At 49.3% G+C, this 19389-nt stretch carries 16 protein-coding genes; 5 read left to right on the top strand and 11 right to left on the bottom strand.

Annotation, left to right across the window (positions count from 1 at the left end; genetic code table 11):
• Nucleotides 1–9 precede the first annotated feature (9 nt).
• From ACXAFI_RS15840 to ACXAFI_RS15795, 10 genes are all read right to left on the bottom strand, one after another.
• The gene (locus ACXAFI_RS15840; protein WP_444921038.1) at nucleotides 10–1014 is read right to left on the bottom strand and encodes a VWA domain-containing protein; all 1005 of its coding nucleotides are present in this window, start codon (nucleotides 1012–1014) and stop codon (nucleotides 10–12) included.
• On the bottom strand, nucleotides 1011–2093 hold the full coding sequence (locus ACXAFI_RS15835; protein WP_475109574.1) for a vWA domain-containing protein: 1083 nt from the start codon (nucleotides 2091–2093) through the stop codon (nucleotides 1011–1013). The genes ACXAFI_RS15840 and ACXAFI_RS15835 overlap by 4 nt, the downstream gene beginning before the upstream one ends.
• Entirely contained in the window at nucleotides 2083–3387 is a 1305-nt protein-coding gene (locus ACXAFI_RS15830) for a hypothetical protein (protein WP_152451442.1), read from the bottom strand. Before ACXAFI_RS15830 ends, ACXAFI_RS15835 begins: the two co-directional genes overlap by 11 nt.
• A gap of 47 nt (nucleotides 3388–3434) precedes the next feature.
• Nucleotides 3435–4229, bottom strand: a complete 795-nt coding sequence (locus tag ACXAFI_RS15825; RefSeq protein ID WP_152451444.1) for a MotA/TolQ/ExbB proton channel family protein — start codon at nucleotides 4227–4229, stop codon at nucleotides 3435–3437.
• Between the two features lie 25 nt (nucleotides 4230–4254).
• Complete coding sequence (locus ACXAFI_RS15820; RefSeq protein ID WP_152451446.1) at nucleotides 4255–4467, bottom strand: hypothetical protein; 213 nt, start codon at nucleotides 4465–4467, stop codon at nucleotides 4255–4257.
• A gap of 13 nt (nucleotides 4468–4480) precedes the next feature.
• The gene (locus ACXAFI_RS15815) at nucleotides 4481–6571 is read right to left on the bottom strand and encodes an SUMF1/EgtB/PvdO family nonheme iron enzyme (RefSeq protein WP_475109573.1); all 2091 of its coding nucleotides are present in this window, start codon (nucleotides 6569–6571) and stop codon (nucleotides 4481–4483) included.
• Between the two features lie 274 nt (nucleotides 6572–6845).
• Nucleotides 6846–8399 (bottom strand): tetratricopeptide repeat protein, encoded by a 1554-nt coding sequence (locus ACXAFI_RS15810; protein ID WP_475109572.1) that lies wholly within the window; start codon nucleotides 8397–8399, stop codon nucleotides 6846–6848.
• A gap of 95 nt (nucleotides 8400–8494) precedes the next feature.
• A complete protein-coding gene (locus tag ACXAFI_RS15805; RefSeq protein ID WP_475109571.1) occupies nucleotides 8495–9718 on the bottom strand; it encodes a hypothetical protein in 1224 nt (407 codons plus the stop codon).
• Nucleotides 9719–9735: 17 nt separating this feature from the next.
• Nucleotides 9736–10905 carry a hypothetical protein gene (locus tag ACXAFI_RS15800; protein ID WP_475109570.1) on the bottom strand — a complete coding sequence of 390 codons (1170 nt, stop codon included), beginning with the start codon at nucleotides 10903–10905 and terminating at the stop codon, nucleotides 9736–9738.
• A gap of 165 nt (nucleotides 10906–11070) precedes the next feature.
• Complete coding sequence (locus ACXAFI_RS15795) at nucleotides 11071–12366, bottom strand: tetratricopeptide repeat protein (RefSeq protein ID WP_475109569.1); 1296 nt, start codon at nucleotides 12364–12366, stop codon at nucleotides 11071–11073.
• Nucleotides 12367–12955: 589 nt separating this feature from the next.
• Between ACXAFI_RS15795 and ACXAFI_RS15790 the strand changes: the two genes are divergently transcribed.
• The 3 genes from ACXAFI_RS15790 (at nucleotide 12956) to ACXAFI_RS15780 (ending at nucleotide 16116) form a co-directional block, all read left to right on the top strand.
• Complete coding sequence (locus ACXAFI_RS15790; protein WP_475109568.1) at nucleotides 12956–14023, top strand: branched-chain amino acid aminotransferase; 1068 nt, start codon at nucleotides 12956–12958, stop codon at nucleotides 14021–14023.
• A 381-nt stretch (nucleotides 14024–14404) separates the two neighbouring features.
• Nucleotides 14405–15001 carry a Yip1 family protein gene (locus ACXAFI_RS15785; protein WP_475109567.1) on the top strand — a complete coding sequence of 199 codons (597 nt, stop codon included), beginning with the start codon at nucleotides 14405–14407 and terminating at the stop codon, nucleotides 14999–15001.
• Nucleotides 15002–15180: 179 nt separating this feature from the next.
• The gene (locus ACXAFI_RS15780; RefSeq protein ID WP_475109566.1) at nucleotides 15181–16116 is read left to right on the top strand and encodes an alpha/beta hydrolase; all 936 of its coding nucleotides are present in this window, start codon (nucleotides 15181–15183) and stop codon (nucleotides 16114–16116) included.
• A 15-nt stretch (nucleotides 16117–16131) separates the two neighbouring features.
• Here ACXAFI_RS15780 and ACXAFI_RS15775 read toward each other — a convergent pair whose 3' ends face one another.
• A complete protein-coding gene (locus ACXAFI_RS15775) occupies nucleotides 16132–16620 on the bottom strand; it encodes a hypothetical protein (RefSeq protein WP_475109565.1) in 489 nt (162 codons plus the stop codon).
• A 261-nt stretch (nucleotides 16621–16881) separates the two neighbouring features.
• Here ACXAFI_RS15775 and ACXAFI_RS15770 point away from each other — a divergent pair, with 261 nt between their 5' ends.
• On the top strand, nucleotides 16882–18183 hold the full coding sequence (locus ACXAFI_RS15770; RefSeq protein WP_475109564.1) for a parallel beta-helix domain-containing protein: 1302 nt from the start codon (nucleotides 16882–16884) through the stop codon (nucleotides 18181–18183).
• A complete protein-coding gene (locus ACXAFI_RS15765) occupies nucleotides 18176–19330 on the top strand; it encodes an SO2930 family diheme c-type cytochrome (protein ID WP_475109563.1) in 1155 nt (384 codons plus the stop codon). Before ACXAFI_RS15770 ends, ACXAFI_RS15765 begins: the two co-directional genes overlap by 8 nt.
• Nucleotides 19331–19389 lie beyond the last annotated feature (59 nt).

Here is a 19389-nt window from a genome sequence, read left to right as displayed (position 1 = left end):
ATCAATCAGCTAGCGAAAATCATTTAGTCCAACAAAAGTGCCACCATTGCGATAAGTCAGTTCTCGCATCAAAGCGGCAAAGCGAAGCCCGGTAGTTTGTAAATGTGGTGGCCTGGAAAACTGTATGGGAAATCCCACGGCGTGAATGCGAATATTGCGCTTGCCTTCTCCATGCTGGGCATTGACCCGATCTACTGCCAACATGACATTGCGTATGGATTTCCCGGTAAATTCATCGCCGAGCACATAAATACTGATTTTTTTGCTGGGATCGTAAAAGCTGCGAACGGCTTTTTGTATGCCTTCGACGGGGCTGGAGTTACTAAAAGGGTTCCAGGTTTTTAGTCGTTGAAGAATTGCCTGGCGGCGCCCAGGGGTATCGGGGATCCATTTATTTCGGTAATTAAAGAACATGTAGTCACCCATGTCATTCATTACCTGGATGCCTTTGACATTGGGGTAGAGATCAAGAGTATTAACCATTTCCGCCATCATGCGGTCCCAGCCGTAATTAAACATACTGCCGGAGGTATCGATAATAAAAAGAATGTACTCACTATCGACCGGTATACCGCCGATGACATTGTTTTTGCGCTGGTAGTTTTCACCGAGTAAACGGCGCATTTCTTCCGTCATTGATTGCAAAGCGATGGTCAACTCACCCTTTAATTTACCCTCTTCACTTTGGCCTTCGGTTTTACTGGCGTAGACTGCTTGCAGGGCTTCCAGCTCTCCACGTAGGTTGGCTATGCGTTTGCGCTCAATATCAATTTGTTCGCGCTTGGCATTGAGATCCCGGTTGAGGACGGTCGTTTCTCCGCGAATCACTGCGATTTGTTGTTGAAGCTCGATAACTTGGGCTTCCAGGTCTATCTCTGCCTCTTCAAGAACAATGGGCTCGGCGGTTTTGGCAATCATCAATAACAGCACAATGGCGCCAAACCCACAGCAAATCACATCGAGAAAGGAAATACTAAATTCTTCCTGACGCCTTTTCTTGGATGAGCTAATCATGGCCAGTCCCTCGAGGGTGCGAGAAAAGATCCCTGTGTTTGCATGGCCAGCTTCCAGAATTCACTGGCAGCAAAAGGGTCGCCCTCCATGGGAGTGAGAATAATGTTGACTGGGACATTTGTGGGAAGCACTTTCACCGCTTTTTTAAACAAGTTGCGCCGTTCCCTGCCAGAGATAGTGGCACTTCTGGGCGGCTTCATACCTTGGGTAGGTAGACCATCGGTGATCAGAATAATGTTATCGGGTAAAGGCGTCATGGCATGAATGGCATTGAATACCCTTTCCAAGCTAGTGCCCTTTTCTGGCACGATTTCATCCAATTGTTTGATCGCTTTATCCAACTGGTCGCGATCATCCACATTTAGCCAGCGGTCCTCTGTTCCCGCAATTGCGGCGCGAAATGATGTATTGAAAGTATAGATCTGGTACTGGCTGTCTGGTGGTAGCTGGGCGGTAAGCCAGGAAACAGTATTAATAGCCCGTCGCCATTTTTCTGTTTGGCGTTTAACCCTTGAGGACATATTTCGGGCGCGAATGACTTTGATTAACTCATCACCAAGCATTGATGCGGAGGCATCGAGTAGTATCAAGATGCGGTTGCCGCCAAGGCGAAGCCCAGTGAGATATTGTCTATCGCCATCGCCGGTATATTTGCGAACATTATTGCCGAGTTTCTTGTTCTCATCCTCCAGGTCTTTTTTTGCCTGTTCCAATTTCTTGAGCTTGTCTTGTAATCTTTTTATGTCTTCCTTTTCATCAATACTATCCACTTCGGCAATATTGCCTTTTACTTCTTCAATTTGTTCGAGAATACGGCGTGCCAGCCCCTGAGCCTCAGCCAGCTCATCGCTGACGATATCCAGGGTGTTGCGTGCCAATACAAGGTGTTCTTCGCCGAGCTCGACTTCTTCCTGTAGTAGGTTTACCTCAGCACTCAGATCCTCAGTTTCCACCTCGATTTCGTGATCGGAACCATGCTTGATGATGAGAAAAATCAAAGCAACTGCACCGAATCCACAGGACATGATGTCCAGAAAAGACAGGCTGAATGTGGAAAAACGCCGCTGTTTACGTCTCATAACGTTCTACGCTGATTGCGGTTATAACGTCATGCCGGTCTGCAATTCCGATTTTATCGCCGGCGTTGAGATTAACCGGTGCAGCAATTTCTTCTCCATTGAGCATAAGGCGAATTCCCGCATCCACTCTTAATGCCAAGCGTCCCGCATGGTTGGTAACGGTTGCCGCAGGATGTTCTGGGGGGGTAGGTGTTACCTGGAACTTATCCTCATGCCAAAAAACAAACAGCGGTTGTTGTGCCGCAAGAGCGCGATGACCATATAGTAGGTGCGTCGCCGCAGCTTCCGAAGGTGCTTCCAAATGCAAGCTGATTTCACTTTCTGGAGCCGCGCTGACACTATTAACCAGCCGCAATGCAGAATCTTGACTGCGAATCTCTTTCCATCGATTTTTAATGGATTGGGCTGTACTGTCTCTGGCGAGAAGATGCATACGTTGAGCTAATTGCATACCTCCGGGAATTTCTGACCAGCGGTGGGAAATAAAGCTCACACTGTTGCTGTCGGCAAGATTTTCGATCATTGCCCGCACACGGGAAAGAATGGGGGCTGTAGCATCTTGAAGTTGACGCAAGGATATTTTTGCCGTTCGATCATCCAACTCAGCAAGAACTTCTCCCTGGCTCATAGCGCGGCCGACCCATTGGGGCATCAAGTCGTATAGTTGTTGTTCAGATTCAGCGGAGTGCAGTGGGTCAAAACGGCACTGCATAATGAAGGCATCGGTAAACACCCTTGCCCAAGCTTCATGAAAATGGCACAGGCCTGCATCGGCAACACTCTCTGCCGATTTTACGGTGGCGAGTTGATCTACCGAAATGCGGGAAATCAGAGTTTGATGTAGTTGTAATTCCACATGAATATGCAGTCCGGCTGGGGCTAAGTCGCCAACAGCTGCACTAGCCGAATCAACGAGTCCGACCACATTCATGTTACTTTCTTTGATGATTCCGAGCAGTAGAGCCAGTTGCTCACGGGTAAAGTTTCCGGGCACCGCCAGCACTAATTCTTCAGGGAGGTCGCAGTGTTCGGAGATCTCCTGTAAGTGGCAGTAAGCCAGGTCGGCGTGGTGGCGGCAGCGCTGGTTGGCAGATTTTAGTGATTCCAAGCTGAGTCTCCGCCAAAACTGGTTATTAACCTGAGTGGGGTGACTGCGTGCACGCATTTGTGCCGCGGTGCCTATATGGATTCGACCCGGCTCAATTACCGCGATGCCAGGGCTTTCCAGAACTTCCGTAGTGCCGATAAAAACTCTTAAACCACAGTCATTGATTTCAAGGACGCCTTGTCCCATGAGGAATTCCTCGCGGCCAATATCCGAAATGATGGTTTTGATGGTAGTTAGCTGATTTTAAGGAACCTCAGCAGGCGGTTGTCACAATAATTCTGCGTGTCCAGCACCAGTCTCTCTTGCATAAGCTGTAACTGATGGGTGAAAAACATAATGACGATACTGATTACTAGGGCAATAAAAGTGGAGTTAAAGGCGACACCAAGGCTTACGGTAACGCCGGCAATATCACCTTCCACTGCCTTGTGGGCCTGAGACAGCGCCTCGCCAATACCGCGTACAGTTCCAATAAATCCAATAGAGGGAATTGCCCAGGTGATATAGCGAACCATCGCCAGCTCTGAATCGAGTCGATCCCCCTCTGTTTCGCACACCTCTTTTACCGAGTTGGAAACTGCGGCCACATTTCTGGTCGAACCGAACCTTTGTAGGGCGGTGAGCAATGCTCTGGGCACGAGGTAACTTCTCTCCTCTTCGGGTAGGGCCTGTATGGGGCGGGATAGGTCTCGGGTATCTTCCGGTAATATGGGTGTGCCCTCACTGATATTGAGTAGGGCTTTATCGAGTAATTTACGCTCGCGCATACTACGGCGCGCCTTTAGGCCCATAATCGCCATGGCCCAAAGCATCAATACAAAACAGGCTTCCTGTTCATAATCCCTCATTACGATGTACATAGAGCGCTGCTGTATATAGGTTTCCCCTGCGGCCTCCCGAGCGAGTTGCTCTTCTATAAGCGCGTCTGCATTGGGGCGGATGATGGCAACATAAATGGCATGCACCAGGATAATGGATCCCAGCAGTGCAAATATCTGGAAAATAAAGTCTGAGGATTTGAATTTCATGACGGTGCCCTTGGCGGCTTCTCTTCTAAATATCCACAGGATAGGAAACGGATAAATCTTCAGAAATTTCCTCTGAGGATTTGTAGTCATCAGAGCGGTTGCTCTTGCGTTTTCCTTTGTTTTTCTCTGGCTTTTCCTTGTTGGCCTGAGCAATGGTTATCTCATCCGTATCTTCTTTCTCTTGGGCAAGCAGATAAGAGGGTAAAAGAATGATGAGTACTAAGATGATTCTGAACATCTTCTCTCCTTCCTTAATTAATCCAGCGCGCCACTCTGAATCCAATATCGTTTCGGGGGGCTTCACCATAATCGCGGTAAGATAAGCGCAGCTCGGTTAACCCTGAGTGACGCCAGCTGGAGCCTCGAATTACATGGTAGTCACCATCTTGTGGCCCAATCGGGTTTTCTTCCACGCGAGATGAGAGTCCGGTACCAATGGTATAAAGGTCGTGAATCCATTCAGATACATTGCCTCCCAGGTCGTAAATACCGAGAGGATTTGGGCTGTAGCTGGCGACGGGTGCGGTAGCCGCATAGCGATCACTATAGGTGCGCAAGACCGCCGGTATGAGTTTTGCGGCGTGGCTGTCGGCGTAGTTACCGGAGTTGGCACCGATGGGCAGTTCATTGCCCCAAGGGAATTTTCGCATAGTGCCTTTGTCATAGCGGGCCAACCAGGCCCACTCGGCTTCTGTGGGCAGGCGGTAGCCGTCTGCCGCTGAGTCAAACCCAACTATTTTTCCACGTTCAGTCAGATAGACGGGGTTTAGACCGTCGCGCTCACTGAGCCAGTTACAGAACAGGGCGGCATCAGCCCAACTGACATTGACGACGGGAAGGTTGTCATTATCCAGGCTAACTCCGTTGACATGCCTTGAGGTGTGCATGCGTTTAAAGCGGCGGAATTCTCCATTGGTTACTTCCGTGGCCCCAATATAAAAAGGACGGTTGAGAGAAACCTGGCGCATTACCTCATTGGCACGGCGTCCCTGTTCTCGACGTGAAGACCCCATGGTGAATACGGCATTGGGGCGCATTAGCTTCATCGTGCCGCCGGCAGCGTGGCGGTAGGACGATGGAACTTGCTGCCAGCGAGCCTGTTCTTTGGTTAATAATACCGCGCGTACTGTTTGCTCTAATTTGTCACTGGGGATTACGCGGGTATCAAATGCTTGATAACCATTTTTCCTGACTTCAATACTGTGACTCTTGGTGGGGAGATTGAATGCCTGACCGCTTCTCCCCGCGTACTGCCCGTCGATATACACTTCTGCATCGGAGGGAACACTTGTTACAAACACTCTTCCGTAAACGGCATTTAAATTAATATTGAGGTCACGCTCTATTCCGGCGGAAAGGTCTATTGTGTGCTCAACAGAAGCATAACCATCTTTAAAAAATCTCAGTCGGTGGGTTTGCCCCGATGCCAGCTCGAGTTCCAGGGGCGCGTGACCGCGAAATTCGCCATCTACGGTAACGCCGGCGCCCTCTGGCGTTGTAACTACTCGCAGTAGTCCATCGGCTGGGCCAAGATTGACTGTGGGAAGTGTTTGATCCACACCGGCAGTGACTGCTATTGGGACATCGACCGTTTTATGATCCGGTAGGGAAATGGAAATAACTCTATCGCCCTGTACTAATTCTGTATTGAGTGGTGTGGTACCGAGAACTTTTCCATCGGCTGTAACAGTGGCGCCAGGTGGGTTACTACCAATACGTATATTGGCCCAACCCGGCCGCAGTTTGGCCTCCAGCCTGTGAATATTATCTAGCCCTTCAATTTTAATCTCCCGAGTAAAAGGCAGATAGCGGTCAGAGAGAACGGTCACCCGCAATGATCCTGGGCGGATATTCTCTACCAGCCCATTTTTATTGGGGACCTCATTGCCATTGATCAAAACTTTGACCGGAACTGGAGGATCGGTTTCTACTTGCAGATGGCCGGGAAGTTTATCCAGTGTTACCGAGTGGCGGCTGTGCCCCTCGCTAGCTACTTCCACTTCGCCAGTCTCGGGTAAATATCCTTCTGCGCTGATGGTGTAATTGTAACTGCCTGGAAGCACCAGGTGCCCATCTCCTAATGGCAAGGCAAAGCCTTCAATACTGACATTGGCGTTTTTGGGCACGGTTTCAAATATCAAAGAGCGGGCGGCAACTAAATATATCAGTGCCAAGAGGCTCAGTAGCAAACAGGCCACCACAATCATTGCGCGCTTGGAGAAAAACAGGCGAACACGGGTAGAGCTGATCTGAACAGGTGTAAAACCTATGGGTTCGATGAGTGGGGAATCATCGACAGTAGGTTTCTCATCACGGACAGGGATTGCCTCTTTCACTGCCATTTATGCTTCCCTATTGCTATGTCATTATGGATTTATCGCAATATCCTGGCACCGATGAGATAGACTCCATCGTACTAACGCCACCAAGGCTGGGGTGGATGTTTTTTGTGTGAAACAAAGCTTAGCTCGCTGCTACCAAAGGGATGGAAGTCAGCGAGTCCTTTGTCACAGAACACCTCTTGTCCTGTGAATGAATCCAGTGATTCATTTCAGCTGTCGCCCCTTGCGAATATCCGATTTATTAGATTTTCTTAACTCTCAGGGGTTCTTGTATTCAGCTATTATTAGCGCCATTTACTTTTTCAGCGCACTGAATGACTACTTCGGTGACAGGCTTTCCGGGCTTAACAATAAACTCACGCCTGACATCCCGATATCCGTCGCGTGTGCCAACAGCGGTATATCGACCCGGTTTTAAGGCAATTTCACGCTGATCGAAATTACCCAGCCGTCCCACATGGTAAATAGTGACACTCGTGCTACGGTCTGATTTGAAGCGAACAGGGAGAGGGATTAATGCCTGAGTAAGCGCATTTTCCAGATCATCTATTTGCTGGACTAGACGCGGTGTTTGCGTGTTTACTTTGCGGGCATCAGCGAGCACTTTACGGGCAAAGTGGTTGCGCTTGCCCTCACTGAGAGTGAGAGGGTCTTTGAGCAGCTCTTGTAATTGGTCATCTAGCTTCGCCCTGGCTGAAGATCGCGCTTTACCTGTGACCGCAGCGACCAGGCTGCTGTCTTTCTTTAGTAAAGCGGTATAACTGCTTAGCGCTTCGTGCCAATCTTCTTTTTGTTCCTGTGAACGAGCTACGTTTAATAGCTTGTTAATCTTCTCCCGCTCTACGCCATTTTTAGCTTGTTTTAGACCGATGGCGGGTGCTTTGGCACTGGGTTTTAATGCTTGGGCTTGATTAAAAAACTGCTTTGCAGATGAATAATTCTTATCGGCGATGGCTGCATAGCCTGCGGACATAGCCTTTTGATAATCCCTATCGGTAATTTCTATTTCTACCTTCGCTAATAAGGCCTGAGCTTGAGCAGTTTCGGGGTCTATCGCGAGTGATTTTTTCAGGGAAGACTTGGCTTGGTCCAGGTCGGAGGCTGAGTAGGCCTCTTTAGCCTGAATGAGCCTCCACCAGGCAATGGGTAGTTTATCGGTCCGTTCTCGACCCCTTAGACCTCTCGGGTGATCTTTAGAGATTGTGAGCACCAGTTCAAACGCCGTCATTGCGGAATCCCTTTCCCCAGCGTTCAGTGCGCGATTGCCTTCGGCAAGGTGCGCCTCAATACGCTCGGGAATACTGTCACGCAATGTTTCCAGTGCCTGCAGAGACTCCTGATATTTTTCCAGGGCCTGCTTAAATTGCCTTTTCCGATAAATACTATCGGCTTTTAATGCCAAGTCTTCAGCTGCATAAAATTCTTCGAAGGCCCATAGCTCTACTTGGCGTTCTTTTAATTCCTCTTTGACTGCGAGAATACCTTGCAGGATCTTTTGCACATCCCTGCGTTGCTGCATGATCTCGGCATCGGAATAGGGTGATGCTTGAGCCGGGCTTTCATCAGGGGCGGTTGTTGTTTTGGCAACCGCGGTTTTATCGGGCTGTAATTTCGGAGTCTGCACAACTTGGGGAAGTCCCCAGAAAACACCCACCAAGCCACTGAGCATGACGGCCCCCAACACAAAGGGCCAGTAGGAGCTTTCCTTGCCCGGGATATCCTTTTGATGGCTGGAATTCTTTTTTACTCGAGCTTCCTCGCCGCCAAAGCTAAACTCTGCGGGCTCGATTGGGGTTGAATCTTCCTTGGCGTTATTGCGGTGCTGCATAGTGGTTCCGCCGTTTTATTCAGTTACCCTGCGAAGATCTTGGGTGCTTACTAAAGTTTAAAATCTGACCGGTTTACCTCGGTAGCATTTCTATTTCATATGCTGGTTTCGGAAGAAGCGGTTTCCGCTTCATAAATTTCTTTTAAGATTTCCCGCCACTGCCGATACTGGTTTTCTACCGTGCCGCTCAGGGTTACGGTTCGGTCTTCCAGCTCGACAATTTGTGGTTCCACCTCAGCTTCCATCGAATCTCCCAGTTCCTGTAAAGCTTCGACGTGCATCTTGGCATCGGCGCTACGATCAAAACCGCTCTTGATCAAGTAGCCGCCGGCACCAATGCCAACCTGGCCCGCCGCCTGGGCGCTGCCGCCACCGGCACCAGCTGCGGCGATACCGCCAATAATCGCTGCGGCCCCCATAATTGTGTGATTGCGGGCTTTGCGTTTGAGCTCGCGCATTTGCCGGACCTCTTCATAGCTGCGCGCGCGCCACTCCTGGTAGGGAACCTCCATTGTTTTGGCGAAGGTTCCGTAGTATTCCTGAAGTGTGTCCACAAACAGGTAATCGCGTTCGCGGATTTTTCGCACCCGCTGGAGCATAGGATCATTTTCTGCGGGCAGGGCACTCAGATAATAAATTCCCTCCTGGCTTTGCTGCAGATAGCGGGTAAAAGCCTCGGGAGAAAAGCTTCTGGCGAAACGCATTTCAGAAATAGTGCGGATTTCGGCAATCTGTTGGTTGGACAGCCCCTGCCGATAATTCAACATGTCATTGGAAACCTGGTTGTAGATTCCCTGAAAGGCATCCCCTTCGGTTGGGTGCTTCCGATCATAGGCATAGTGGGAGGCGTATTCGGAATACTCCTTGGTAAACCAGCGTTGGCCGCGCGAATCGGTAACCGTTACTTCCATGGTGAGAGTTTCACCGTCGGATTGAATAATCCTTCCTGAAACCGTCACATCAATATTGGTGCGGGCAGAGGGAATCACTCTTACTGCACCCCACCCCAAACTGGATTGCAAAGAGTTTGCCAGGGTAACTGCCATAAAACGGGATTCAGCTTGGCGCAACTCGGGAAAGATCAAAGTGTCTTCGTCAACTTCAACCGTATCAATGCCTGGATCAAATTGGATAACGCCGACGTCCAGCAGGCGCTCTTCCGCAATATTTTTGTCCTCAATAGTGAGGGGGGTAAAAGCGGTGGTTCGCACTTCGGTTGTGGTACACCCGCTAAGCAGTGTGAGTAGCAGCCCGGTTGTCATGATTGCGAGCCGTACAGTCTGCAAACAGCGGTAGTTGTTTCGAGCTAAAAGTGCCATCTATGCGTCCTCTGTAACTACTTCGTCGCATTTTTATATTTTCGATATTCTTCCCAGAGCTTTTCCCGTAATTCTGGATCGGTTTCCCTGGTAGCCGCTTCACGGATTTGCCGCGCTACTACGTCGTCATCGGTACCGTTTGGAATATCTGCGGGAACCACTGGCTGAGAGCCGGTATGGTTGTACTCTCCCTGGCGACCTTTTGTGGGTAAGCCGGGGCCTGTTACTTGGCCGCTGGAATTGTTTTGCTGGGGGCCACCGCCACTGGGAGCTCCGCTTCCCGGGGGGGCGGGGATTTCGGCTTCGGCAGATTCAATTAGGTCTTCCAGCGATTCTCCCGGTGGTGCCTCGTCCATTGCCTCCTCTTCAGACTCTTTGCCTGCAGAACCGGGTCTGTTGCGAACGTAATCACGTTCGCGAAGGATCATGCCATCGTAGCTCACCATGGTGGATTCAAAGCGACCTTCCAGTTCCGCGACTCTCTCTGCGGCGGTGCTGGGCGCTTCGTTAGGAGCGCTGCCAGTGCGAGCGGAACTGTTACTGGGCTGTCCTCCTGTGGAAGCACTGCTGCTTGAGGTCGAGTTATTGGAGGCGGCGCTGCTACTACTGCTACTCGATGAGGCGCTGGAAGCCGATGCGGTTTGCTCCTCCTCGGAGAAGTCGATCTCGTCTGGCGGGGTGCCATCCTGTCCAGAGGAGGGGTCGGGAGGCATACGGCGTTCATCCGGGGATTCCTGTGAGTCGCTATAGACTGGGGAAGAGGGAGAGCGACTGCGGGAATCTGCTGTTGGCATATTTTCTCCCGGTGAGCGCTCGCGGGAAGAGCGCTGATTGTCACTGGAAGCTGCCCCCGAATTTTGCTGAGACTCCCTCTGTGCTGTTGGCATATTTGCGCTGGGTTGACTCTTAGAGCGGCTGTCGGGTTGCCCACTACTGCTACTGGCAGATTGCGATTGGCTGGAGCTCTGAGAGCTGCTGCTGGATGAGGAGCTGCTCTGAGACTGGGATTGTGACTGTGACTGTGATTGGGAGCTGGAAGAGGGCATCGTCGGCATTGCCGGCGGTTGCGACTGGGTTTGCTGGCTCTTACATCCAGCAATCGCTGTGGCCAGCACAGTGGCAGAGAACAGAGTGTGCCAGCTAATGCCCTGGCGGTGACTTTTTCGTACCGCTTTCCGAGTTGTCATCTCTTTTCTCCTAATGGGCTTGGCGTTATGCCGGAGGCCGCGGAAAAATTTTTACGGCTCCCTGGCTACCCAGAAAATGGCTGGTGTGGAAATTTAAAAGTAGTTGTTATTTGATTATTTGCGCGCTCTCCACAACCATCAGCCAGTAGCGGTAAAGAAAAATACTCAATCAAAGACAAAGCGTTGAACGATGCCGCGAGTTTCTACCGCTTCGCCCTCTTCGAAGCGCGGCCTGAATTTGGCACGCTTAAGAATTTTTCGTACCTTGGATCGAATTTGCACTTTATCGGATGGGTAGGCTCTGAGAATTTTAATATTGCGTGCTTTGCCAAAGGCTGTGACATCGTAGGAAACGGTGATATGAGAGTTGGCTAAGGCCTTGCTCTCCGATTCCAATATCGGGAGGGCCGGAAGCGCGATAGGACGACCAAAAATGTCATCGATTTCATCGCTGGAGGCACCGTTATCCCAGAGTGATTTATAAGCCTCGCCATAAGTGCGACGCGCGGAATGCCATTTGTTAAACATCATATACCAGTCGCCCAATTCAACTTTTGCTTTTGCGGATGCGGCCGGAGGTGATTGGGGATTTCGCTGGTAGACATCGACGATTCGGGTAATCGCCTTTTTACCGGTGTTGAAACTCTTCATTCGGTAATGATCAACCATACTGCGCTGGTTGATATCCGGGCCACCACCAAAGCTAGTATTGACGACGAGCGGTGCCTGGGGCTCTCCTTTGTAATTGGCCAGATAGTAATTCGTGGCTTTTAATCCGCGCAGTGCATCTACCAGGCGCAGATCATTAGAGCCAAAATTTTTGGTGATGATATCCACCGCCAGGGTATAGAGCTTGGTGGCACTGATCAGGTGCTCGACGAGGGTCTCGCCTTTTTTCTCAACATAGGATTGTAGGTGCCAACGACTCAGGTTATTGATGACGGGCAACATTCTTGGATCTTTCTTGCCGTAATTTTTTTCGTACAGCCAGTAGAGATACTGTTGGTTGTCGTTGGCCTCTTCCCATTGATTTAAGGCTATCTGGCTTTCAATCAGGCGCTCAATCATCGGAATTTGGCTGAGGGAATAGAGCCCCTCATTCACTCTGTTGACCAGCATTGCGCGGCGAAACTCAGTCGCGGCTTCCTCGTGCGCTCCGGCTTTTTGCAGCGCGGTGGCCAGGCCTAACAGCTGTTCATCAATGCCAACACCATAGGCGCCGTACTCGGCTTCCAGGTCCTCAATACGTTCGCGGTAATAGTCAACAGCCTCTGAGGGGCGCAGCTGTCTTCGGGTTTTTTTCAGGGGTTTGGAGGCGGCTTCAATAAAGGCCTGGGGAGGAGCCTTGGAGTCCTGACTCACAGTGGCGTCATCTGCCGCAATGGCGCCGTTACACAGCAGTGCTGTGGCTGTAAACATCAAGCCGATAGCAAGGCGATTGCAGGTATCTATCTGTGTCACGATTGAACCACTTCCATTCCGGTTTACTTTGCCCACAGCTGTGCAATAGGCCTTAGCCATCACGCAGGGTGTGTGGATCTCGTCTCCGCCCGATCGCCGAAATGCCGGCAGATACGGTGGAAGCTCTCTCCTGAAATGTGGTTCTGTTACAACTCTGGGAGCCGTGTCATTTTTTACTCATAGGCCCATCAGAGAAGGCGCATCCGGAGGCTTATATTGCGCTCCTGGCTGCGTATTAAACAGTATAGCCAGCACCATCTGTCATCAGAGGGTTTGTGACGGAGACTTCGACCAACCGGTGAATTGGTTACCGGGATGCCTGCGAGCACCCTTTTGGTTTAGCAGCTGGGGAGAAATAGCGGTGCCGAAGGTCGGCAAGTAAGTGCCAAAAATTTTTAGAGTAAATTTATGTGACCACCTGTTGAGTTATGCGATGGAGGACGGAGGCGGCAATACCTGGATTATCATCCTATTAGGTGGGGTTTGATTAGGTGAAAAAGGCTAAATCGGTGGGGGCTGTGGTCAACACATTTGGATTGCTGAGCGACAGGCGCCATAATCAGCCGATTCGAATGAGAGGAGAGTGCCGGTGAGCATCTATATCGACCCCGAAGTGGCCGTGAGCCTGCGTGGATATGAAATGCCAGAGAGGTTGGGTTTCGGGACGGCAATGGCCCCTGTGATGTTTCGCGCCGTCTGCCAGGATGGCTGCTGGAGCCAGGGTGAACTGATTCCCTATGCTCCCCTGTCTTTAGATCCTGCAGCAAAGGTGCTGCACTATGCTCAATCGTGTTTTGAGGGCATGAAGGCCTATCGCACACAGGCAGGTGGTGTCGCTCTGTTCCGTCCTGAGAAAAATGCTGAGCGTATGGCCTATTCCGCCAAGCGCTTGTGTATGCCCCCGGTGCCAGAGTCCCTGTTTCTTGATGCTGTGCGTACTGTCGCTGCCTACTGTGCCAACCTGATACCCGGTAATAGCGGTGAGTCGCTTTACTTGCGGCCTTTTCTGATCGGTACACAGGCGGACCTGACCGTGTCTGCCAGCACCTCTTATGAGTTCTATGTGATCGCGAGCCCTTCAGAGGCCTATCACTCTGGAAGTATGCGCCTCTGGGTAGAGCGTGAAGATGCACGCGCCGCTGTGGGAGGCACGGGGGATGCCAAGGTTGGGGGTAACTATGCCGCCTCCTTATTGAGCGTTGGGCGGCTCAAGGAGCGTGGTTACGATCAATCTCTGTGGCTCAACCCGGCTGATCGCAATCATATCGACGAGCTCTCCGGCATGAACTTCTTTGCGGTGATCGAGGGAAAACTGCATACGCCCGCATTGACCGGCTCAATCCTAGAGGGCATTACGCGCTATTCATTATTAGAGCTCGCCAAAAGTTTGGGCTACCAAGTCGTAGAGGAATCCATCCCTATTGATAGGTTACTCAGCCAAATTGCCTCTGGGAGTTGTACCGAGGCTTTTGCCTGTGGCACCGCTGCTATTATCAGTCCAATTAGTGTTATTGGTGATGAAGAGCATTGTTACGAACTGTACCGGGCTCCGGGGCCTGTAGCTGAAACTCTGCGTCAGGCGCTTTTGGATATTCAGGAAGGGCGGGCGGAAGACCAATTTAACTGGATGCAGTCTGTTGAACCCGCGTGCTTCTGAGCCAAGTTAAATAATTAAAAATAGCCAGCTGCGAATCGGCGGCTGGTTATTTCTTGGTAGGCAAATACTAGGTAAAAAACAAACGATATTGCCCCGCCTTTTTTTTCATTTTACGTAACCTGGTAGTCTGGGGTTGTTTGGTATCACCCTATGCATCAAAAATGTTTCTGCGAGAAACGTGCATGTAAGCATTCCCGCCAATTGCTTTTCTGCGGTTGACTTGAACGACTGTTGCTCCTACAAATAAATCGAAACAAGAAGAAACGCACTGGAGCTTTGTGGGTGGCCTTTTGGTGGTACCTTCATATTGACCAGCAGTTCCAAGATCAATTTGACTAGATAGGCCGCACTCAGAGTTTCACAGAACCTGAGGAAAACAGAATGTTGACCCATATGTTCGGCCTTATGCTGCAACCTCGCAAGCAGTGGGAGCTGATCGGAAGCCTTCCTGAGAATAAACTACGCCGACAAATTCCCTACGTTATTATTTTGGCGCTATTTCCTGCAATCGCCTGGTATTTTGGTACTACTCAGGTTGGCTGGAGTATTGGTACTGGAAATCCGGTAAAAATAACCGGGCAGAGCGCCTTGGAGTTGGTGGCGGTTTTCTACTGTACGATGGTATTGGCGGTAGTCTCCATAGGGTATTTTATCCACTGGATGGCCAGGACCTATGGTGCAGAGACGCACCCAATGAAAGGCATTGTTGTGGCAGGATTTACCGCTACCCCAATATTTTTAGCGGGTATAGCCGGTATCTATCCGGTGTTATGGTTGGATATTTTGCTGGCTACAGTGGCGGTTGCTTATGCGGTATATCTACTGTACCTAGGCATTCCTATTGTTATGGGGGTTTCTGAGGAACGCGGATTTTTATTTGCCAGCGCGATCATCACAGTCTCCCTGGTTATCGCCGTAATGATTATGGTGGGTACGGTGTTGTTTTGGAGTTATGTGTCCGCTCCTGTTTTCCATTGAATTAATCTTCAACAGATTAATTTCTATGATCTGCTACTGTTGCATGCCAGCCGGTCTTGCCTAGATCGTCTGGCATTCCTCCCACAGTTTTTCCTTTACTCAATATTGTCTCAAGAAAGTTGTGCTATTTCTGAGGTGTGCACAATTAAAGAGAGACTGTTGCTCTTTGGAGGCTCTAATTGGGAAAGATAAATCCGAAACTCTCTGAATTCCTCAGAGAATGCAATGAGTTGCTATTAGAGCAGAAAGCCAGAGATTGTCCTTTTAGTGTTATTGCTTCTCGAGATAGTTCTGAGGAGATGATTCGGGAGTACGTTACTGATATACCAGATATTGAATGGGTCATAGATGATGAGGTTTTTTCGTCGGATTACACTGTGCCTGTGAGGATATTTCATCCTAATCCAGATCTGACACTGCCAGTGCTTTTATATCTTCACGGTGGTGGCCATATGGTTGATAGTGTAAAAGCCTACGATCCTATTTGCCGAAAAATGGCTATTGCATCGCAGCACATAGTGGTGGCCCCAGAGTACCGTCTCGCACCAGAAAACCTTTACCCGGCTAATGTTGAAGATACTTGTGCTGTAGCTCGTGGGATTTGGTCCACCCTGGCTCGGAGAAAAATTCACTGCCGTAAGGTTTTGTCTGTAGCTGGAGATTCTGCCGGCGGTTCCCTCTCAGCCACTTTGTCTCACCTGGCACAGTTTGATAAAGGCATTGTGATCGAGAAGCAGGTACTTATTTATCCATGTGTTGATTACACCGCGGAATGCCCATCCTATCAGAAATATGGTACTGGCTATTTCCTGGAGGCGGATAAGTGTATCTGGTTTTTTGACAAGTACTTTAGGGAAGGTCAGTGTAGAAAAGTAGCCTCTCCATTGTATATGGATTTCACTGAGAGATTACCTAGGACCTTGGTGATTACCGCGGAGTTTTGTCCTTTATCTGATGAGGGAAAAATTTACTGTGAAAAAGTAATATCTGCGGGTGGATTTGCAAAAAATCTACATTTTGAGGGTGTAATACACGGTTTTTTAAATATTGAGGACTTACTTAAAGAAGTATGTGCAGAGGCATACCGCAGTATAGGTGAATTTCTTAATGGTTAAGAAGATATAAATAATTTAGCTAGGCTTATAGTGGTACTCAAGGGTGTAGCCATTGTTGAGCTCCACCTTCTCGGTGGTTTCTTTATCGATAGTTAATTCAATTTCTGTAATTGCGTTAATGATTTGAGTGGGTTGGGTATCAATGCACTGTATGCCCATTGATTCAATAGACCTGTCTTTGCTGTCAACAGAATATTCTAGCACTTGCAGATAAAGCGCATTCTCTCCATATAGAATTTTTATTCCCGGTCCACTGGACAATGAGATGGTATATTTTACTGCTCCCCAGGGGCCGTCACAGCGGATTGCCTGGTATTCAGCGGGGGGCGTTTGCGCCGAAATAGACTTGGACGGACTTTTTAAGGATGCTTCTTCTAGTATTTGCTGGGTATGGAATTGCGATCCCTCGGGAGTTTCTATTTTAATCTGAAGGGTGGCTTGAGCAAGAACCTGACTGCTCATAAAGAGAGAAGACGTCAATAGCAGCTTGCGAAATTCCATCATTAATAATGATTCCTCGAAAGGGCAAGGGATGTAGATAACACCTTTAAAAAGATTACGTATTTGGTTGTATTAAGTGTCAAATCATAAAACCTATCGTGTAATCCGGTCTTGTAATTAATAATAGTGTCTTGATGGGTGTCTAGGGGTCGGATAGTATGCAGAAGCTTGCTTAGCAAGTTTTTTTGCGCGACTTAATTGGTACATTCGTACCTATCGCTATCGAAAGTAGCTACTAACAACAATTCCAACAAAGGGTGAACCATGAAGATCTTGTCCTACATGGGGGTAGCCGTCACATTATTGCTAGCCTCCGCCTGTGGCCAGGAAAGCGCCTCGCAATCAAATCCATCTACTGCGGATATCAGCTTCCAGAAACAATTGTTGAGACAGCTGATTGCCGCTAAACCTGGCGATACCATTGTTATTCCCGAGGGGGAATTTCAAATTGACCGCAGCCTTTCACTCAATGTTGATGATGTCACTATTCGAGGTATGGGGATGGATAAATCTATCCTCTCATTTAAGAGTCAAATTCAGGGGGCTGAAGGATTGTTGGTTAATGCTAACAACTTCACGATTGAAGACCTGGCAATAGAGGACACGGTTGGTGATGCTTTAAAAGTCAACGAGGGGGAAAATATTGTCATCCGCAATATTCGCGTTGAGTGGACGAATGGCCCGGCTACGGAAAATGGTGCCTACGGAATTTATCCAGTACAGACACAAAATACTTTGGTTGAAGGTTCAGTCGCCATTGGTGCCTCTGATGCTGGAATTTATGTAGGGCAATCCCGCAATGTGATCGTGCGTGATAATCGGGCCGAGTTTAATGTGGCTGGTATAGAAATAGAAAATACTATTGGTGCCGATGTTTATGGCAATGTGGCAACTAATAATACTGGTGGCATTTTAGTCTTTAATATGCCGAATTTACCTCAGCCAGGGCATAGCACCCGTATCTATAACAACCAAATATTTAAAAATAATGTGGAAAATTTTGGGCATGAGGGCACTCCCGTAGCTGCAGTTCCTGCGGGTTCTGGTATTGTGATTAACTCCAATGATCAGGTTGAGATATTCGATAATAAAATCGCCGATAATGATACCGCGAACATCGTGGTGAGCAGCTATTTCACTGCGGGTTATTACAGTGATAAATCAACCCAGGCGGACTTTGACCCCTACCCGGAAGGTATTTATATCTATAATAATCACTTTGTTGGTGGGGGGGCATCACCGGATCATCTCGAGCTGAAAGCGCTAAAAATTGCACGCTTTGGATTGGGGGGCAGTCTGCCCGATATTCTCTGGGATGGCGTAGTAGATGCTAAAAAAATGTCCGAGGGTGTTTTGCCAACACACCTGAAACTTTGTATCGATAATGCCGATACAGGCATCTTAAACATAGACTTCCTGAATAATTATAAGAATATTTCCACCGATATTTCTGCACATCAGTGTCATCTGGAGAAGTTGCCGGAGATTGTTCTAGATTTTGAGCAGCCAGATGAAGAGACGAGCGCGGGTGACCATTTGGCAGTCTTGGAGGAGAAGGATGAATAAGTGGAAATATTGGGCCGGCGCTTTTCTTCTCCTTGTAACCACGGTGATAGTTGCTCTAAGTGGCTGTGAAAAGCCTCGTTCCCCCGTTAATTTATTTGCCGAGGATGCTATCCCTGAGAGGCTGAGTGACTGGAATCTGGTCAATATTATCGATGGAGGACTGATACCCAATGCGGGAGTACTCCCTTACGATTTAAATACTGGGCTTTTTACCGACTATGCCCATAAACTGCGAACCGTGTGGATGCCCACCGGCACTTCGGCAGAGTATGGTGAGGAGCATTTTAACTATCCGGTAGGCACGGTACTTACCAAGACTTTTTACTACCCCAGGGGGGAGGGAGATACCGTCCTGCGCACGGAAAGTTTTGCTCGTGACTACTTGAAGGGGCGCAGGGGGGAAGCCCTGGATATGCAGGCTGTGCACTTGGTTGAGACTCGACTGCTGGTAAAGCGTCAGGATGGTTGGCAGGCTATCCCCTATATTTGGAATGCGGCACAAACTGAAGCAGTCTATGAAATTGCTGGCGACACGACTCCTTTTAAATTAGTGAATAGCTCTGGCGATGTTTCTGAATTTACCTATGTGGTGCCCGATGCCAATCAGTGTGCCGGCTGCCATGCCGATAACTTTACCGGAAAGAAGATTTCGCCACTTGGCCCGAGAACACGCCATTTGAACAGAAATTTTTCCTACCGTGATGGCGCAGAAAACCAATTATTGTATTGGCAGAAAGTGGGATATCTTCGCGGCCTCCCGGCGATGGCATCACTGCCCAGCCAACCCAGTTATGCAGATATTTCAAAACCGCTGGAAGACAGGGCGCGCGCCTACCTCGATATCAACTGTGGTCACTGCCACAACCCGGCCGGTGCAGCGGATACATCGGGGCTGATGCTTCATTACGGTGAAACAGATTGGCGTAGGATGGGGCTGTGTAAACCCCCCGTTGCAGCGGGTACTGGCAGTGGTGGACGGGTTTTTGCCATAGTGCCGGGAGAGCCGGATCATTCCATCTTGAATTTTCGCGTGGAGTCCGTTGATCCCGGTGCGATGATGCCAGAGCTGGGACGAAGCCTGGTACATGAAGAGGGAGTGAATCTACTGCGCCAGTGGGTGACGGCTATGTCAGGGAGTTGCTCATAGCATGATGAGCTATATCAGGTCAGTTTTGAAAGGAAAAGGCGGCAAAGTGTTTTGGCACC

The organism is Microbulbifer sp. ABH2_005 (assembly GCF_056160005.1).
The sequence above is the reverse complement of the archived record's forward strand: the minus strand, read 5'-3'. Positions and strand labels throughout refer to the sequence as shown.